The 17,071-nt window shown below is 46.7% G+C and carries 16 protein-coding genes, 1 pseudogene and 1 other annotated feature; of the genes and pseudogenes, 14 read left to right on the top strand and 3 right to left on the bottom strand.

Annotation, left to right across the window (positions count from 1 at the left end):
* Positions 1-203 precede the first annotated feature (203 nt).
* Positions 204-1,547 carry a sodium-dependent transporter gene (locus HP456_RS04930; RefSeq protein WP_172248897.1) on the bottom strand — a complete coding sequence of 448 codons (1,344 nt, stop codon included), beginning with the start codon at positions 1,545-1,547 and terminating at the stop codon, positions 204-206.
* 71 nt (positions 1,548-1,618) lie between these two features.
* Positions 1,619-1,827 (bottom strand) — a binding site (T-box leader).
* A 189-nt stretch (positions 1,828-2,016) separates the two neighbouring features.
* Here HP456_RS04930 and HP456_RS04925 point away from each other — a divergent pair.
* Entirely contained in the window at positions 2,017-3,132 is a 1,116-nt protein-coding gene (locus tag HP456_RS04925; RefSeq protein WP_172248896.1) for an NAD(P)/FAD-dependent oxidoreductase, read from the top strand.
* Between the two features lie 123 nt (positions 3,133-3,255).
* Positions 3,256-4,812, top strand: a complete 1,557-nt coding sequence (locus tag HP456_RS04920) for an ABC-F family ATP-binding cassette domain-containing protein (RefSeq protein ID WP_172248895.1) — start codon at positions 3,256-3,258, stop codon at positions 4,810-4,812.
* 55 nt (positions 4,813-4,867) lie between these two features.
* On the opposite strand, the gene HP456_RS04915 is transcribed toward HP456_RS04920, so the two are convergent.
* The gene (locus HP456_RS04915) at positions 4,868-5,572 is read right to left on the bottom strand and encodes a GntR family transcriptional regulator (protein WP_172248894.1); all 705 of its coding nucleotides are present in this window, start codon (positions 5,570-5,572) and stop codon (positions 4,868-4,870) included.
* A 314-nt stretch (positions 5,573-5,886) separates the two neighbouring features.
* Between HP456_RS04915 and HP456_RS04910 the strand changes: the two genes are divergently transcribed.
* From HP456_RS04910 to paaX, 12 genes are all read left to right on the top strand, one after another.
* On the top strand, positions 5,887-7,212 hold the full coding sequence (locus HP456_RS04910) for a phenylacetate--CoA ligase family protein (protein ID WP_172248893.1): 1,326 nt from the start codon (positions 5,887-5,889) through the stop codon (positions 7,210-7,212).
* Between the two features lie 72 nt (positions 7,213-7,284).
* Complete coding sequence (gene paaA / locus HP456_RS04905; RefSeq protein WP_172248892.1) at positions 7,285-8,247, top strand: 1,2-phenylacetyl-CoA epoxidase subunit PaaA; 963 nt, start codon at positions 7,285-7,287, stop codon at positions 8,245-8,247.
* Positions 8,248-8,262: 15 nt separating this feature from the next.
* Positions 8,263-8,619, top strand: a complete 357-nt coding sequence (gene paaB, locus HP456_RS04900; protein ID WP_172248891.1) for a 1,2-phenylacetyl-CoA epoxidase subunit PaaB — start codon at positions 8,263-8,265, stop codon at positions 8,617-8,619.
* A complete protein-coding gene (paaC, locus tag HP456_RS04895; RefSeq protein ID WP_172248890.1) occupies positions 8,616-9,434 on the top strand; it encodes a 1,2-phenylacetyl-CoA epoxidase subunit PaaC in 819 nt (272 codons plus the stop codon). The genes paaB and paaC overlap by 4 nt, the downstream gene beginning before the upstream one ends.
* Positions 9,435-9,447: 13 nt before the next feature.
* The gene (gene paaD, locus HP456_RS04890; protein WP_172248889.1) at positions 9,448-9,927 is read left to right on the top strand and encodes a 1,2-phenylacetyl-CoA epoxidase subunit PaaD; all 480 of its coding nucleotides are present in this window, start codon (positions 9,448-9,450) and stop codon (positions 9,925-9,927) included.
* Positions 9,928-10,035: 108 nt separating this feature from the next.
* A complete protein-coding gene (locus HP456_RS04885; RefSeq protein WP_172248888.1) occupies positions 10,036-10,344 on the top strand; it encodes an EthD family reductase in 309 nt (102 codons plus the stop codon).
* Positions 10,337-11,113 carry an enoyl-CoA hydratase/isomerase family protein gene (locus tag HP456_RS04880; protein ID WP_172248887.1) on the top strand — a complete coding sequence of 259 codons (777 nt, stop codon included), beginning with the start codon at positions 10,337-10,339 and terminating at the stop codon, positions 11,111-11,113. The genes HP456_RS04885 and HP456_RS04880 overlap by 8 nt, the downstream gene beginning before the upstream one ends.
* Positions 11,114-11,125: 12 nt before the next feature.
* Complete coding sequence (locus tag HP456_RS04875) at positions 11,126-11,899, top strand: enoyl-CoA hydratase-related protein (protein WP_172248886.1); 774 nt, start codon at positions 11,126-11,128, stop codon at positions 11,897-11,899.
* Between the two features lie 86 nt (positions 11,900-11,985).
* The gene (locus tag HP456_RS04870; RefSeq protein WP_172248885.1) at positions 11,986-13,503 is read left to right on the top strand and encodes an aldehyde dehydrogenase family protein; all 1,518 of its coding nucleotides are present in this window, start codon (positions 11,986-11,988) and stop codon (positions 13,501-13,503) included.
* Positions 13,504-13,574: 71 nt separating this feature from the next.
* Positions 13,575-14,450 (top strand): 3-hydroxyacyl-CoA dehydrogenase, encoded by an 876-nt coding sequence (locus HP456_RS04865; RefSeq protein ID WP_172248884.1) that lies wholly within the window; start codon positions 13,575-13,577, stop codon positions 14,448-14,450.
* A complete protein-coding gene (locus HP456_RS04860) occupies positions 14,447-15,649 on the top strand; it encodes a thiolase family protein (protein WP_172248883.1) in 1,203 nt (400 codons plus the stop codon). The genes HP456_RS04865 and HP456_RS04860 overlap by 4 nt, the downstream gene beginning before the upstream one ends.
* A 206-nt stretch (positions 15,650-15,855) precedes the next feature.
* A complete protein-coding gene (gene paaX, locus HP456_RS04855) occupies positions 15,856-16,731 on the top strand; it encodes a phenylacetic acid degradation operon negative regulatory protein PaaX (RefSeq protein ID WP_172248882.1) in 876 nt (291 codons plus the stop codon).
* Between the two features lie 34 nt (positions 16,732-16,765).
* On the opposite strand, the pseudogene HP456_RS04850 reads toward paaX, so the two are convergent.
* Positions 16,766-17,071 (bottom strand): annotated as a pseudogene (locus tag HP456_RS04850) (DUF1129 family protein); the annotation flags it as partial.

Here is a 17,071-nt window from a genome sequence, read left to right as displayed (position 1 = left end):
GGTTGATTGGAGTGCAAGACGAAGACTCCTGCGGGAAAAGCGAGACAGGTGAGACCCCACAGGAGCGTATGCGACGAGGAGGCTCACCGGCCGCCCGCGGAAAGCGAAGTCTTGCACGGAAATCATTAGCGGTATTATGAACATACGCTGAAATTGTTCCTCTTTATCTCGTGGTCATTAGTTTTGTCCCAGCCTCTTTCATTTTATAAGATTCCCATCACGTCAAGCATGACTGCGATGATTAAAATCGGAGCAATAAAACGGATAAGGAAATACCATGTTTCGAATAGTCCTCTCTTCAACCCGCTTCCCCGCTTTAATTCTTCATAAAGAGCCGTCTTTTTCATCTTGACCGGGATGAACAAAGCGATAAGCAGGGAACCGACCGGCAGCAGGACATTACTCACTGTAAAGTCAGCCAGATCGAAAATCGTCTTACCGAAAATGATGACATCGCTTAATACGCCATAGGATAATGCAGACGGGACGCCGAATGCGAAAATCGCGAGTCCGATGATCCACGACCATTTCTTGCGGAGTGCCTGATCTCCCTTGGCAATGACCGAAACGATAATTTCGAGCATGGAAAAGGCTGATGTCAGTGCTGCAAAAAGGAATAATACTAGAAATGCGATAAAGAACAGCATTCCGAATGGCAGCTGGTTAAAGATGGTCGGCAGGACATTGAATAACAGAACAGGTCCTGCTCCAGGCTCGAGGCCGAATGAGAACACTGCCGGGAAAACGGCCAAACCGGCCAGAAGTACGATAAAGATGTTCATCGCTACAATGGAAACAGCCGAACGGGGTAGGCTTTGATCTTTCGGTAAGTAGGAGCTGTACGTCACCATTACCGAAACCCCGACGCTTAATGTGAAGAAGGATTGTCCCATTGCTTCCAGTATTGTTTGGGATGTCACTTTGGTAAAGTCAGGCTGAAGAAGGAATGTAATGCCTTCCATTGCGCCATCAAGTGTTACTGCCCGGATCACCAGGATGATGAATAAAACAAAAAGTGCAGGCATCATGATCTTGCTTGCTCGTTCGATTCCATTCTGCACCCCTTTGGCAACGACGAGGATCGTCATAAGGATGAAGATAAGTTGAACGAATATACTCAAACCGGGATTTGAGATCGTGGCGCCGAACAGTTCGCCGTATTGTTCGGAGGTGAGGCCGTTCATTTCTCCTGTTATCGCTTTGTATAAATAAACGACGATCCACCCTCCAACGACGCTGTAGAAGGATAGAAGAATGAAAGATGTAACCATCCCCAGAATACCTACCCAGTGCCATTGGGTGCCGGGGGCGATTTTTTTATAAGAATCGATAGCATTGCTTTGAGCTGTACGGCCAATTGAAAATTCTGCCAGCAATAACGGAAGGCCGAGTAGTAAAGTAAATAGGATAAAGATCAGGAAAAAGGCTCCGCCCCCGTTTTGACCGGCTGTATAAGGGAATTTCCATATGGCCCCCAACCCGATTGCAGAACCGGCTGCAGCCAGGATGAAGCCAAACTTTGATGACCATTGTTCACGTTGACTCATATTCAATCTCCTTTCTGTTCATACATTTTCATAGAATTCCGCTTTGAAATAAAAAAATCGCCCCTACAAAATGTAGGGACGATTTGATATCGCGGTACCACCCTAGTTATGAGAAAATGTTCTCATCACTCGAATAAAATAACGGCTGTGCCGTCTTTTGATCACGTCAAAAGAAGCTCCAGAATCGAAATTCGCTCATCATCTTTGTACCGGTTTCCACCAACCACCGGCTCTCTATCACAGGGAAATGTTCGCTACTAGTTTCCTTCAAAGCTTGTTCAATATTAGGTTATTCAAGTTTTATCATGAAACGAAACAACTTGTCAATAAATTTCGAAAATACAAATTTTGTATTTCCCCTGGTATACGAAGACAATTACAATGTTCACCTGCATTGTTTCTGACATCTTTCTCTTGTAAAATAGCTAACAGAATCTCTGCGAAAATTTGAACGGAAAAGGTGTTTGGAATGAAAAACTTCATTGTGATCGGCGCCGGGATCCTCGGTGCATCCACAGCTTATCACCTCAGCAATAGAGGTGCACACGTTACGCTTATAGACAGAAAGGACGCAGGACAGGCTACAGACGCGGCAGCGGGAATTGTCTGCCCGTGGCTGTCGCAAAGGCGCAATAAAGATTGGTACCGGCTCGCCAAGGGCGGGGCGAAGTATTATCCACAATTGATAAAGGAACTTGAAACACTAGGTGAGATAGAAACAGGTTACCGCCGGGTAGGGGCGATCAGCCTCCATACCGAAGAAAAAAAACTCGACAAAATGATGGAACGGGCAGTGAAAAGGCGGGAAGCTGCACCTGAGATCGGAGACATCACGAAATTGAGTGCCGTTGAAACGAAAAAAAGATTTCCGTTACTTTCAGAAGAGTTTGCAGCCGTCCATGTAAGCGGGGCGGCAAGAGTAGACGGAAGGGCGCTTCGTCATGCATTGATAAGGGCCGGTGAGAAAAAAGGTGTGGACTTACGATATGGAGATGCCAGGCTTATAAAGGATGACGATTGCATAGCTGGCGTGAAGCTGGATCAGGAAATACTTCAAGCTGATTCAGTCATCGTGACGGCTGGTGTGTGGGCGAAGGAGTTGTTCGCTGAAGCAGGAATTGATTTTCTGGTGTCTTCGCAAAAAGCACAGATTCTTCACTTGGAAGTGCAGGATGCAAACAGCAGTCACTGGCCGGTTGTCATGCCGCCGGGCAGTCAATATCTTCTTGGTTTTCCGGGAGGCAAAGTGGTTGCGGGGGCCACTCATGAAGACGAAGCCGGTTTTGATATAAGAGTGACAGCAGGCGGGATGCATGAAGTCCTGCACAAAGCGATCGAGACTGCTCCGGGTCTCCGCTGCAGCGAGGTTGTTGAAACCAGAGTGGGCTTTCGCCCCTTCACCCCTGGATTTCTGCCGGTATTCGGCGCTGTTCCTGGAATGGAAGGTGTATTTACAGCAAATGGGCTTGGCGCATCCGGATTGACTGTCGGGCCGTATCTGGGCTCTGAACTGGCCAAGCTCGTGATGGGAGAGGAGACGGAACTCGACCCTGCAGATTACAGTGTCGCCGACGCAATCGGCTGATCTGAAACGGACATGTGCCGAGTCACGATTTTCCTCTATCTTCTGCAGGCGGGGACCTTTATAATAGAGTGAGTGTGTATTGATAAAAAAACATTAGTTTATATAGAAAAGGTGTAATCATATATGAGTTTATTATCTGTTAAGAATTTAACCCACGGTTTCGGTGACCGTGCGATTTTCAATGATGTATCTTTCCGATTGTTAAAAGGGGAGCATATCGGGTTAATCGGGGCAAATGGAGAAGGAAAATCAACCTTCATGAATATCATCACCGGGAAGCTTGAGCCAGATGAAGGAAAAGTGGAATGGGCAAAGCGCATCCGAATCGGGTATCTGGATCAGCATGCACAGCTGAAACAGGGTATGTCGATCCGTGATGTCTTGAAAACCGCTTTCCAGTACCTTTTTGATATGGAAGCGGAAATGAATGAACTGTTCAACAAAATGGGAGACGCATCCCCTGAAGAGCTTGAGGAACTGCTCGAAGAAACAGGCACTCTTCAAGATGCGTTGACGAATAATGACTTCTACATCATCGATGCAAAGGTAGAGGAAATCGGACGCGGCCTCGGACTCGATGACATCGGCCTGGATAAGGATGTCCATGATCTGAGCGGCGGGCAAAGAACAAAGGTCCTGTTGGCCAAGCTTCTCTTGGAGAAGCCTGATATTTTATTACTGGATGAGCCGACCAACTATCTTGATGAGCAGCATATCGAATGGCTGAAGAGATATCTTCAGGAGTATGAAAATGCGTTTATCCTGATTTCGCATGATATTCCATTCCTGAACAGCGTCATCAACTTGATCTATCACATGGAAAATCAAGAGTTGAACCGCTATGCCGGGGATTACCACGAATTTAAGAAAGTTCATGAAATGAAAAAGCAGCAGCTGGAATCAGCATTCAAAAAGCAGCAGCAGGAAATTTCACAGCTGAAGGATTTCGTTGCACGTAACAAAGCCCGTGTATCAACGCGTAACATGGCAATGTCACGTCAGAAAAAGCTTGATAAAATGGACGTCATTGAATTGGCTGCTGAAAAGCCTAAGCCCGAATTCAACTTCAAGCCCGCAAGAACCGCTGGCCGCGTCATTTTTGAAACGAAGGATCTTGTCATCGGATATGATACGCCATTGTCAAAACCCCTTAATTTAAAAATGGAGCGCGGACAGAAAATAGCTCTATCCGGTGCTAACGGAATTGGAAAGACAACTTTACTGAGAAGCATATTGGGAGAAATCCGTCCGATCTCCGGTTCCGTAGAACTGGGGGACTACCTTCACATCGGTTACTTTGAGCAGGAAATTAAAACGCAAAACTACAATACTTGTATTGAAGAAGTTTGGAATGAATTCCCGTCCTTCAATCAGGCTGAAGTGCGTGCTGCGCTTGCGAAATGCGGGCTGACGACGAAGCATATCGAAAGCAAAGTAGAGGTGCTCAGCGGCGGGGAAAAAGCCAAGGTCCGCCTCTGTAAGCTGATGAACAAAGAGAGCAACGTACTCGTCTTCGACGAACCGACCAATCACCTGGACGTAGAGGCGAAAGAAGAGCTGAAACGCGCCTTGAAAGAATACAAAGGCAGCGTGCTTCTAATCAGTCACGAACCTGAATTTTATAACGATGTTGCTACTGAAGTATGGAACTGTGAATCCTGGACGACGAAATTGTTTTAATTAATATGGAAAATGCTCCCACTGAAAAGGGAGCATTTTTTTTATTAAGCTTTCCTCAATCGTTCAACACCTCTACCAATGAAGAATAACCATAATCCTCTAACCTTAAATCATCAAAGCTGTGCTTCATATGAATATCTATCAGTTCAAGCAGTGTCTTTGAATCTCTCTGTTCGATGGCTTTGACCATTTCTTCGTGTTCCCGAAATCGGACGTTTTCACCTGGTTCCACGTGGTAGAACACATCAAATAGAAATAGATAAACATTTGATTGAGTGAGCATCTCATCCATATAGCGGATGAGAAATTTGTTTCCGCTGACTTCCGCCAAGAACAAATGAAACTGTTTATTCAAGTCAACATAATTTAACAGGTCTTTTTGTTTATATGTTTCTTGTTCAAGCTCCAAGAACGAATGAAGCTTCGCGATATCGGTTTTTCGCACGTTGGGAAGACCATATTTCACAGTAAGAAATTCCAGCTCTTTTCTCAATTCGAAGAACGAAATGATTTCTTCCCTAGTCGGATGAACGACAAATGCACCACGATTCGGTATGTTCTGGACCAGTCCTTCCTGCTCAAGCCGTTTCAATGCCTGCCTGATCGGTGTTCTGCTGACGTACATAGATTTTGAAATCGTCTTTTCGACAAGCTGCGTCCCAGGAGCGATTTTACGGGCAAGTAAAGCATCTTTCAATTGATGGTAAACCTTGTATTCAGCTGTATCTTTCTTCTTCACATCCATCATCCATTCAATCAAATTCATACCTACTATAATAGCCGAAAAAAACGAGCATATCCAAAATTTCAATAAATTTCGTCAATCGTTCTCTTATGGAATAAGGTCTAAAGGTGAACGCTCGGCTTCCTCCCGGCGGAAAGAGCGGTCACTGTTTAAAACAAATAGAAACACCTGGTTTTTGAAGATTAAATTTTCTGAAAATATATTGACAATTTTCAGTAAAGACGTTATCTTTTGAGTAGTTGAATATAACACGAATTACAACGAACGAATAAATAACGTTATATAAATATGGATTTATATAATAATCATAATCAAGGGAGGCATGGAACTTGATTTTGCATGAGATTGAAACGGCCGCTCGAGATCGAATAGAACGCCTTCAGTTGGAAAGACTTCAAAAAACAGCCAGCCTGGTTTATGGCTCCGTCCCTTTTTACCGGAATCACTTTAAACAGAGAAACCTGCACCCGGAAGATATCCGCTCTTTGGCAGATTTAAAAATGTTACCGCTTACAACAAAGAAAGATTTGCGCGACCACTATCCATTTGGTCTTTTTGCCGTCAAGCAGGAAGAGATGGTCAGGGTCCATGCATCTTCAGGAACGAGCGGCAAGCCGACAGTTGTCGGCTATACCCAAAATGATATTGATATGTGGGGAAGCATTGTGGCCCGTGCCATTGCGATGGCTGGCGGCAGGCCGGGGAGTGTGCTTCATAATGCATATGGATACGGATTGTTTACAGGCGGACTCGGTCTTCACTATGGAAGTGAGAAACTTGGGATGATCACCGTACCTGTATCCGGCGGCAATATGGACAGACAAATCACATTGATTGAAGATTTCAAGCCTTCGGTGATATGCGGGACGCCTTCTTATGTCCTGAACCTTGCAGAAACAATCGAGTCCCAGGGAAAAGACCCTGCTGCATTATCATTGGAGTTCGGTATATTCGGGGCTGAGCCGTGGTCGGATAAAATGAGGGACACTCTAGAGAATAAACTGGGGATCAAAGCTTGTGATATCTACGGATTAAGTGAAGTGATCGGACCGGGAGTCGCCATGGAGTGCCCTGAATCCCAAGACGGCCTTCATGTGGCAGAGGATCATTTCCTGGTGGAAGTCATTAACCCGGATACTTTGGAGCCGATGCCTGAAGGTGAAGCGGGAGAGCTTGTGTTTACAAGTTTGACGAAGGAAGCGTTCCCTATCATCCGATACCGGACAGGCGACATTGCCTCGATTCGTTACGAAACCTGCTCCTGCGGGAGAACGACGGTCAAGATGTCGAGGGTCAAAGGACGTGTCGATGACATGCTGATTATCAGGGGAGTGAATGTGTTCCCTTCCGAGATGGAGCATTATCTTCTTGGATTAGAAGAACTTGCCCCCCATTATCAGCTCCATTTAAAGAAAAAAGGTCCGCTTGATACAGTGGAGCTTCATGTTGAAGTCAGCCAGAAATTCTTTGAAGGGGCATCAGGGGATATACAGCATGACAATGTTCTTGAATTGACTTCGAAGGTGAAAAGGGTGATGAAGAACCGCTGCCTCGTTTCGATGGACGTCAGCGTGAGGGCGCCGAAAGAAATACCGCGTTCAGAGGGAAAAGCAATCAGGATCGTGGATCTGCGCGAAGAAGCGGTGCTCCCATAAAAAAATTGTCTCCCTCATCTATTCCATATGAAAAGAGATTCGTGAAAACAGTGTGATAAAGGAGGCAGTATTATGAGTAATCTGTCGGGACAGATGACCGAAGAAGAGCACATGACACATTTTATGAAGAAAATTGAAAATGATGAAAAAATCGAGGCAGATGACTGGATGCCCGATGAATACCGGAATGCCTTGATAAAGTTGATTTCCATGCATGGTATCAGTGAAATCATGGGCGCACTTCCGGAAAAGGAATGGGTACCGAAAGCGCCTTCGCTGAGAAGGAAACTGGGCATCATGGCGAAGGTACAAGATGAGATGGGGCATGGACAGCTCCTGCTCCGTGTTGCAGAGGATCTGATGAAACCTTATGGAAAAACAAGGGAAAATATCATGAGGGATTTATTTTCAGGAGATTTAAAGTTTCATAATGTTTTTCATATGGAAGCACCGACATGGGGAGACGCCGGGCTTATCGGCTGGCTCGTCGACGGTGCAGCCATCATCTCGCAGACAAATATGCTGGGGGCCTCATACGGACCTTATGCACGTGCATTGAAGCGGATTTGTGCGGAAGAAGTCTTCCACGCCCAGCATGGTGAAGCAATCATCATGGCTCTTGCAGAAGGAACAGACGAGCAAAAAGCTCTCGTACAGGATGCAGTCAACCGATGGTGGGAAGCACTTCTGATGTTTTTCGGGCCGGCTGATGCAAAAACAACCGGATCTTCGAAACAGGATATCACCATTAAATATAAAATCAGAACGAAAACAAATGAACAGCTCCGCCAGGATTTCTTCACCAAATATGTGCCAAGGATGCTCTCTTTGGGACTGACACTTCCTGACGAAACGATGTATTACGACGAAGAGAAGGAGCTGTGGGTATATAAGCAGCCAGACTGGAGCAGATTCAAAGAAATCATCCGCAATAATGGGCCGAAATCGAAGGAACGTCTTCGCCTGAGGGAGTTGTCCTATGACAACAATGCCTGGGTACGCGAAGCGCTGAGTCCAAGCGGGAGAGTCAGTTAGAAGGGAATGAAGGAGATGTCTGACAAGGGGCAGAATTTTTACCAGGAGTTTGAAGTGTTCAGCAAACGTTCGGACGGGGCGCCGATGCAGCATCAATTCAGTCTGCTTGCCCCGAATCATGAGCTGGCGATGGTAATGGCACAGGAGAATTTCATGAGAAGAGAGCCGGTAGCGGACATTTGGATCGTAAAACGGTCGGATCTCCGAATGATGACACCTGAAGAAAGAGAAAGTGTAAAGCGGCTGGATAACAAGGATTACCGGAATGCGAAAGGATATGGATACCTTAAGAAGAAGTGGCGTCAATACGAACAGGAAATGCTTGATGAGAAAGAAATCATGTCCTGGGGAGAGTTGGTGAAGAAGAAATGATTGTAAAGAGCTCGGATGAAATCCCGAATAAACAGTATAAAGAAGCACTGCTGAATTTGCTCTATCAGATGGCGGATGATGACTTTATCCTTGCATACCGCGGCTCAGAATGGCTAGGACTCGCACCGCATATCGAGGAGGATGTCGCATTCTCTTCCATTAACCAGGATACGATGGGTCATGCCACCATGTATTATCAGCTGCTTGAAGAGCTTGGCGAAGGAAGCCAGGATGCACTGGCTCATGCCCGCCCTTCAAATGAAAGAAGAAACGCGATTCTCCTGGAGGAAGTGAACGGGCCGGGGAATTATTTGAAAGAACCCCGCTACGATTGGGCATTTGCCGTGGTCAGGCACTATTTTTACAGTGTTGCGAAAAAGGTGCGGATCGATTCACTGAAAAACTCTTCATATGAACCATTGGCACAGCTCGCCATCAAAATCAACACGGAACTATACTATCATCTGCTTCATTGGAAGACATGGTTCCTGCAGCTGGTGAACGCCGGCGGGGAAGCATCGTTCCGAATGAAGGAAGCGATGGAACGAGTACTTGATGAATTTCAGGGGGTCCTGACACTGGGGCCGGCAGGTAAAGAAATGGCCGTCATGGGATTGATCGAGGGAGAAGAAACTCTAAATAAGCGCTGGGAACTGGCCCTTCAGCCTGTCTTCCAATCTGCGAGTCTCGCATTTCCGCCAAAAACAGCCATGAAAAAAGGCGATGGCAGGAAAGGCGAGCATACAGATGAACTGGATCAAGCATTGTCTACTCTAAGCGAAGTGTATAACTCAGATCCTGCAGCAACCTGGTAAAGGGTGATCAGAAATGACAGAAATGATTTGGAATGTCCTTCATACGGTGAAGGATCCGGAAATCGATTCAATAAGTATCGTAGATTTAGGAATGGTAAATAGAATTATAGAGAGAGAGGGCCGGGTCACGATTGAATTGCTCCCTACCTTCATGGGCTGCCCGGCACTCGACATCATTAAAGCGAATGTGGTGAAAGCCTGTAAGGATCAGTTGGGGGCAGGAGAAGTGGATGTGAAATTCGTATATACCCCGCCCTGGACGTCCAGCCGGTTAACGGAAAAAGGCCGTGAAAGCCTCAAGGAATTCGGCATCGCGCCGCCGCCGAGAAACTTCACCGGAGAAGAAGACTGGCAGATTCACTGCCCTTACTGTGATTCTCCATACACATCAATGGAAAACCTCTTCGGTCCAACCGCCTGCAGGAGCATCCTCTACTGCAAGCAATGCAAAAACCCGTTTGAGGCAATGAAACCCATATCGACCATGGTATGAAGAAAAGCGGAGGCGGCTCACCGGTCGCCCGCGGAAAGCGAAGTCTTCCACGGAAATCAACAGCGGTGATAAAAGTCCAAAAAAACAAAATTTGAGGAGAGATTCTAAATGGTAAAGCTAATCGCATTATACAAACACCCTGAAAACAAGGAACAATTCGACGAGCACTACTTCAACACCCATGCCCCTATTACTGCCAAAATCCCAGGCTTAAAAGAAATGAAGGTTACAAGAATCACAGGATCGCCGATGGGAGGAGAAGGCAAGTACTACTTAATGTGTGAAATGTATTATGAAAGTCACGAAGCATTGAAAGCAGGATTGAAATCCGATGAAGGGAAAGCTTCCGGAAAGGATCTGATGGGCTTTGCGGCCGAGTTGGTCACGCTCATGATCGGTGAAGAAGTGAATGAGTAAGCAAGAATACATTGCAGTCAGTGAAAGGGACGGTCTGGGGTTTATCGAACTGAACCGCCCCAAGGTACTGAATGCCATCAATCGTCCCATGGTTTCAGAAATCGTTGAAGCTTTTGAGGAGTTTGACCGGAACGACAATGTAAAAGTAATCATTTTATCCGGGAAAGGCAGAGCTTTCGCCGCAGGTGCTGATATTGATGAAATGTCTGAGGACGGCGCCGTTGATCTGGAACTCCTCAATCAGTTCACTGAATGGGACCGCCTCGCATGGATCAAAAAGCCGATCATCGGTGCTGTTCAGGGCTTCGCGCTTGGCGGTGGATTTGAACTCGCACTGTGTTGTGACATGTTGTTTGCAGCAGAAGATGCAAGTTTCGGATTTCCTGAAGTCAATCTTGGTGTCATGCCCGGGGCAGGAGGAACTCAGCGTTTAACTAAACTCATTGGAAAATCGAGAGCGATGGAGTGGCTTCTTTCAGGTGACAGCTTCACCGCGGACCAGGCACTCGAATGGGGCGTTATCAACCGTGCGATTGCGCCGGAAATATTAATGGAAGAGACAGAGAAGTTTGCGAAGAAACTGGCAGCCAAGCCGCCGCTCTCCATAAGATTGATCAAAGAATCCGTCCATAAAGCGGTTGATTATTCTCTTTACGAAGGAATGCAGTATGAACGGAAGAATTTCTACCTTCTATTTGCCTCAGAGGATCAAAAAGAGGGCATGAAAGCTTTCGTCGAAAAACGCAAACCACATTTCAAAGGAAGGTAAGGAGGCTGCATCATGTACGAAACCATTAAATACGAAGTGAAAAACTGTGTAGCCTGGATCACCTTGAACCGCCCGGATAAACTGAATGCTTTCATCCGCCAGCTAAACCTTGAAGTCGGGAAAGCGGTAAAAGAATCATCCCGCAGCCAGGACGTAAGGGCAATCGTGATCACCGGTGAAGGCCGTGCCTTCTGTTCAGGTCAGGATTTGAGTGAAGTGGATGAGTCGATGGACCACGGAGAAGTACTGCGAAATAACTACGGACCGATGGTGAAGGAAATCGAGACTTGTGAGAAGCCGGTAATCGCGGCTGTTAACGGGGTGGCAGCTGGAGCAGGCTTCTCCCTGGCGCTTGCATGTGATTTCAGGCTTGTATCGGAAAAAGCAAGCTTCGTTCAGGCGTTCGTCCACGTCGGATTGGTACCTGATTCAGGCAACCTCTACTATTTAACGAATCTAGTAGGCTATGCGAAAGCACTCGAGCTCGCTGTTTTTGGCGAGAAGATCACCGCAGAGCAGGCTGAAAAGCTTGGATTGGTGACGAAGCTAATCACGGTTGACGGCTGGCAGGAAGAAACTGCCGTGTTTGCTGAGCGGCTCGCTTCCATGCCGACGAAAGCCATCGGACTAATGAAGAGGCTCTTAAAAGGAAGTCATGATTTAGCCTTTGATGAATACTTGGAAAAAGAAGCTTACGCCCAGCGGATCGCGGGTAAGACCGAAGACCACCGAGAAGGCGTCACCGCTTTTCTAGAAAAACGAAGACCAGCTTTTCACGGTAAATAGAATTGTTGAATTTAGGGCTGTATCCAGCGGTTGCTCGGAAATTAACAGCCGCGTTTAAACAGTAAAACGAAAAAGGAGATGGGACTATGTCTACAGTAAAAGAACAAAGCTTTGAAGTACTTGAGATGAAAAGAGAGCACTATTCATTGGTAATCAACGGACAGCGTATGGAAAGTCAATCAGGGGAGACGTTCACGACTTATAATCCTGCCACGGGTGAACCGATTGCAACCGTTTCACTTGCTTCAGTGGAAGATGCAGAAAAAGCCGTTCAGGCTGCAAGAAACGCATTTGACCATGGGAAGTGGAAGAAGTTCCCGATAAACAAACGCTCCCGTGTGTTAAATAAAATTGCCGGTATCATGCGTTCACGTTTTAATGAACTGGTTTCACTTGAGATCATGGACAGCGGTAAGTCATTATCTGCTGCGCAAGGACAGGTCATGCAGGCAATCGAAGACTTCGAATTCTATGCCGGAGCGATTGTCGGCCACCGCGGAACAGTAAATAATGTACCAGGACAATTCACGAATACCGCAGAGAAAGAGCCTGTCGGTGTTTGTGCCCAAATCATTCCTTGGAACTACCCGTTGATGATGGCAGCTTGGAAGATTGCCCCTGCGATTGCGTCAGGATGCTCGGTAGTTGTAAAACCAGCGACCCTGACTCCGCTGACAGCCATCGTACTTGGTGAAATCTGTATTGAAGCGGGAGTCCCTGAAGGTGTCGTCAATATCGTACCAGGAGCCGGTTCTTCCGTTGGAAACTATCTGGTAGAGCATGAAAGAGTGGACAAAGTGGCATTTACTGGTTCGACTCCGATCGGTAAAAACATCATGGAAAAGGCGTCTCAAACACTGAAGCGTGTAACATTGGAACTGGGCGGTAAATCTCCTAATATCGTATTCGACGATGCAGATGTAGATGCTGCGGTTGATGGTTCTCTTTTCGGAATCTTCTATAATACAGGACAGTCCTGCGAAGCTCGATCCAGATTGTATGTACATGAAGATATCTATGACGAGTTCATGGAAAAATTCATCGGGAAAACGAAGAAGCTTACTCTTGGCAATCCTCATGATAAAGGTACTCATATCGGGGCAATCATTGATCAAGGTCAGCTTGATACGATCCACAGCTATGTGGAATCTGCCAAACAGGATGGTGCCACTATCGTTACCGGAGGGAAGCAGGCAAATGTCGAAGGCTTTGAAAAAGGGTACTGGTACGAACCGACGATTATCACGGATGTTCATCATGACATGAAGGTTGTGAAGGAAGAAATCTTTGGACCGGTTGTCGTTGTAATGAAATTCAAGGAAGAAAAAGAAGTGATCAAGATGGCCAATGACAGTGAATTCGGTCTTGGATCAGCAGTTTGGACCCAGAACCACGGTCGTGCCACAAGAGTGTCAAAGGCCATTCAGGCAGGTATCGTCATGGTGAACTGTCCATTCTCGGCATTCCCTGGTACACCGTTCGGAGGCTACAAGCAGTCCGGGTTCGGCCGCGAGCTTTGTGTAGAAACGCTGGACTTATATACAGAAACCAAGAGTATCATTTCCTATTTCGGAAACCGCCCGCTGAATCCATTCGGCGTATAAACATACCAGCTTGATACAGGGGTTGTCCTTTTAGGGGTCAACCCCTTATTGCAATAAAGGAGGAAACAAACATGACACAGCATATTGTTATAGTGGGATCAGGTGTAATGGGAAGAGGCATCGCCTATGTAAGTGCGGTCGGAGGCTTCCGGACAACCCTGGTTGATATTAAGCAAGAGCAGCTTGACCATGCTAAAGATGAGATCCAAGGCATTTTTGTCAAAGGGATGGACAGGGGGAAGATTTCGAACCAGGAGTATATGGAGGCACGTGAACGGCTTAGCTATTCCACCAACCTTTCCATAACAGTGCGTGATGCAGATGTAATCATTGAAGCGGTTCCGGAGAAAACGGATATCAAACGCGGAGTCTTTGAGGTACTGGATGCCCATGCTCCTGATTACTGCTATCTGGCAACCAATACTTCTACGATGAGTCCGACTGAAATCGGTTCATTCACGAAGCGTCCCGACAAAGTTATTGCCATGCACTTTTTCAATCCCGTACATAAAATGCCTCTCGTCGAAATCGTGCGTGGACTGGAGACAAGTGATGAGACAGCTGAGGTCATTGAACAGGTCGCGCGATTGATGCGTAAAGAGACAGTGGTCATCAATGAATTTCCTGGTTTCGTCACCAGCAGGATCAGCGCGCTGGTCGGAAACGAAGCCTTTTACATGCTGCAGGAAGGACTCGGGAGCCCTGAGGAGATAGATAAAGCAATCAAGCTTGGATTGAACTATCCGATGGGACCATTTGAACTGGGCGATCTTGTGGGACTTGATACACGCCTGAATAACCTGAAGTATCTCCATGAAAAGCTTGGTGAGAAATACCGCCCGGCTCCTCTTTTAGAGCAATATGTGAAGGCCGGAAGATTGGGCAGGAAGTCAGGCAAGGGTGTTTATGACTACTCCGAAACGAAGGAAAAGGAGAGCCGGCCATGAGGGAAGTCGTTATCGTGGATGCAGTGAGGACCCCGATCGGGAAGTATAAAGGGGCCTTGAAAGACGTTCGTCCGGATGACCTAGGAGCGCTTGTGATCAAGGAGCTGGTCGGCCGCAACGACGGAATGCCTGTTGAGGAGATCGAGGAAGTCGTGCTTGGAAATGCCAATGGAGCGGGAGAAGACAACCGGAATGTAGCCCGCATGTCCGCACTCCTTGCCGGTCTGCCCGTAGAAGTCGGTGCAACCACGATCAATCGTCTTTGCGGGTCGGGTCTGGATGCGGTGAACTATGCAGCCCGTGCGATCCTTGCAGGGGAAGGGAATATATTCATTGCAGGCGGAACGGAAAGCATGACGAGGGCACCCTTTGTCATGGCGAAGCCTTCTAAAGATTTCCCAAGAGGAAATATGGAAATGTTCGATACGACCATCGGCTGGCGCTTCGTCAATCCCCGCCTCAAGCAAAGATATGGAACGGATTCGATGCCGGAAACTGCTGAAAATGTAGCAAAACAATATGAAATCACCAGGGAAGAACAAGACCGGTTCGCCTTTCGAAGCCAAATGAAGGCAAAGCAGGCAATGGAAGGAGAGCGTTTTAAAGAAGAAATCGTTCCGGTAGAAATTTCGGACCGGAAAGGAAACAGCTCCCAAGTAGAAATCGACGAACATCCACGTCCCGGGACCAGCTTGGAAAAACTCGGGAAGTTATCATCCATCTTTCATGATGGAACCGTTACGGCCGGGAATGCCTCCGGTGTCAATGACGGGGCATCCGCCCTTTTAATGATGAGCAGGGACAAGGCAGAAGAGTTAGGACTGAAACCTCTTGCCCGCTACGTTACCTCTGCAATTGCAGGGCTGGATCCGTCAGTCATGGGACTCGGGCCGATCTATGCCACCCGTAAAGCATTAAAACGCGCGGGGCTCTCCCTTCATCAAATCGGGCTTATCGAGTTGAATGAAGCGTTTGCCGCCCAATCCATTGCATGTATAAGGGACCTGGGTCTCAATGAAGAAATCGTCAACGTAAACGGCGGGGCGATTGCATTCGGGCACCCCCTTGGAGCAAGCGGTGCAAGGATCCTGACAACCCTCGTTCATGAAATGAAAAAGCGCCGCACCCGTTACGGACTTTCAACAATGTGCATTGGTGTGGGACAGGGGATTGCAACGATTGTGGAAAATATAGATTGATCAAAGAGAGGGGTGCTGATTAAGGGACCTCTTTCTGTTGTTTTTTTCCAGGGCAGTTTGAAAAAATTATGCCACGAACAAAAACTAGGAGAAATTGAGCAATTATATTTAATTCTTTTCTATGGTTGTGATAATATATTTATCAAACGTAAAAAGAACGTCACAAAAGTCTTTTACAAAGTAATGGTCCAGAAGGAGAGGCATCAATGAATACCAGGTCAATGATCTTTACACTCTACGGGGATTATATACGCCACTACGGCAATAAAATATGGATCGGCAGTCTCATCCGCCTGTTGAATGAATTCGGCCATAACGATCAGGCCGTGCGTGCGGCGATTTCAAGAATGAATAAACAGGGGTGGGTCCAGGCAGAGAAGCAGGGGAACAAAAGCTATTATTCCTTGACCGAGCCAGGCGTCGACCGTATGGAAGAGGCGGCAAACCGGATATTCAAGCTCAAGCCCCAGGAATGGGATGGTAAATGGAGAATTTTCATGTACAGCATACCTGAAGAGATCCGCAGCATCCGTGACGAACTGCGCAAGGAATTAGTGTGGAGCGGATTCGGTACTCTTTCAACCTCGACCTGGATTTCTCCGAACAATTTGGAAAAACAGGTCCAGTCCCTGATCAAGAAATATGACATCAAAGAATACGTCGATTTCTTTATTGCAGAATACCAGGGTCCGAATGAAAATCAGCGATTAATCGAGAAAAGCTGGGACTTGAAAGAAATCAATGAACGTTACCAGGAATTCATCGCCCGCTACAGCCAGCAGTACATGATTGATAAGAATAAAATCAAAAAAGGCAATATGAGCGATGCCGAATGCTTCGTAGAGAGAACGAAGCTTGTCCACGAATACCGGAAATTCCTTTTTGTAGACCCGGGTCTGCCGGAAGACTTGCTGCCTGACAAATGGCTTGGAGCACACGCTGCCTCTCTATTCGGGGAATACTACAAAGAACTGGCGGAACCTGCTTCCCGATTCTTTGAAAGTGTATTCGAATACGGAAACGAGTTGAAAAACAAAGACCGCAGCTATGATATCATGGCCCATCCGCTCATCCTGGAATAAGAAACCCCTGCCTGAACCGGCAGGGGTTTTCTCATCAGTACCTTTTCAGCAGCCGGGAAATCCCCACCAAAACGGCGCCGGCTATACACGATGCATACCAGGTGAACTCGAAAGAAGGTCCGATATCAGGAAGGAGATACGTCATGGAAAGAATAAACCCCATTGCTAAAACCCCGAACATTCCTGCTTTCAAAGAATCTTTCTTCTTCGTTTCATTCTCTTGAAATAATGATTTTTTAATGATACGAAAAATCACGACTACCCCGAGAAGACTTGAAAAAAGAATGGATAATGCAATGATACCGTAAGTTGCAGGATAGACTACGTCACTTACTTCTTT

This window comes from Bacillus haikouensis (assembly GCF_013179555.1).
In the GTDB taxonomy this organism is placed as follows: domain Bacteria; phylum Bacillota; class Bacilli; order Bacillales; family Bacillaceae_B; genus Rossellomorea; species Rossellomorea haikouensis_A.
Note: the sequence above shows the minus strand (reverse complement) of the source record. Positions and strands in the feature narration are given on the sequence as shown.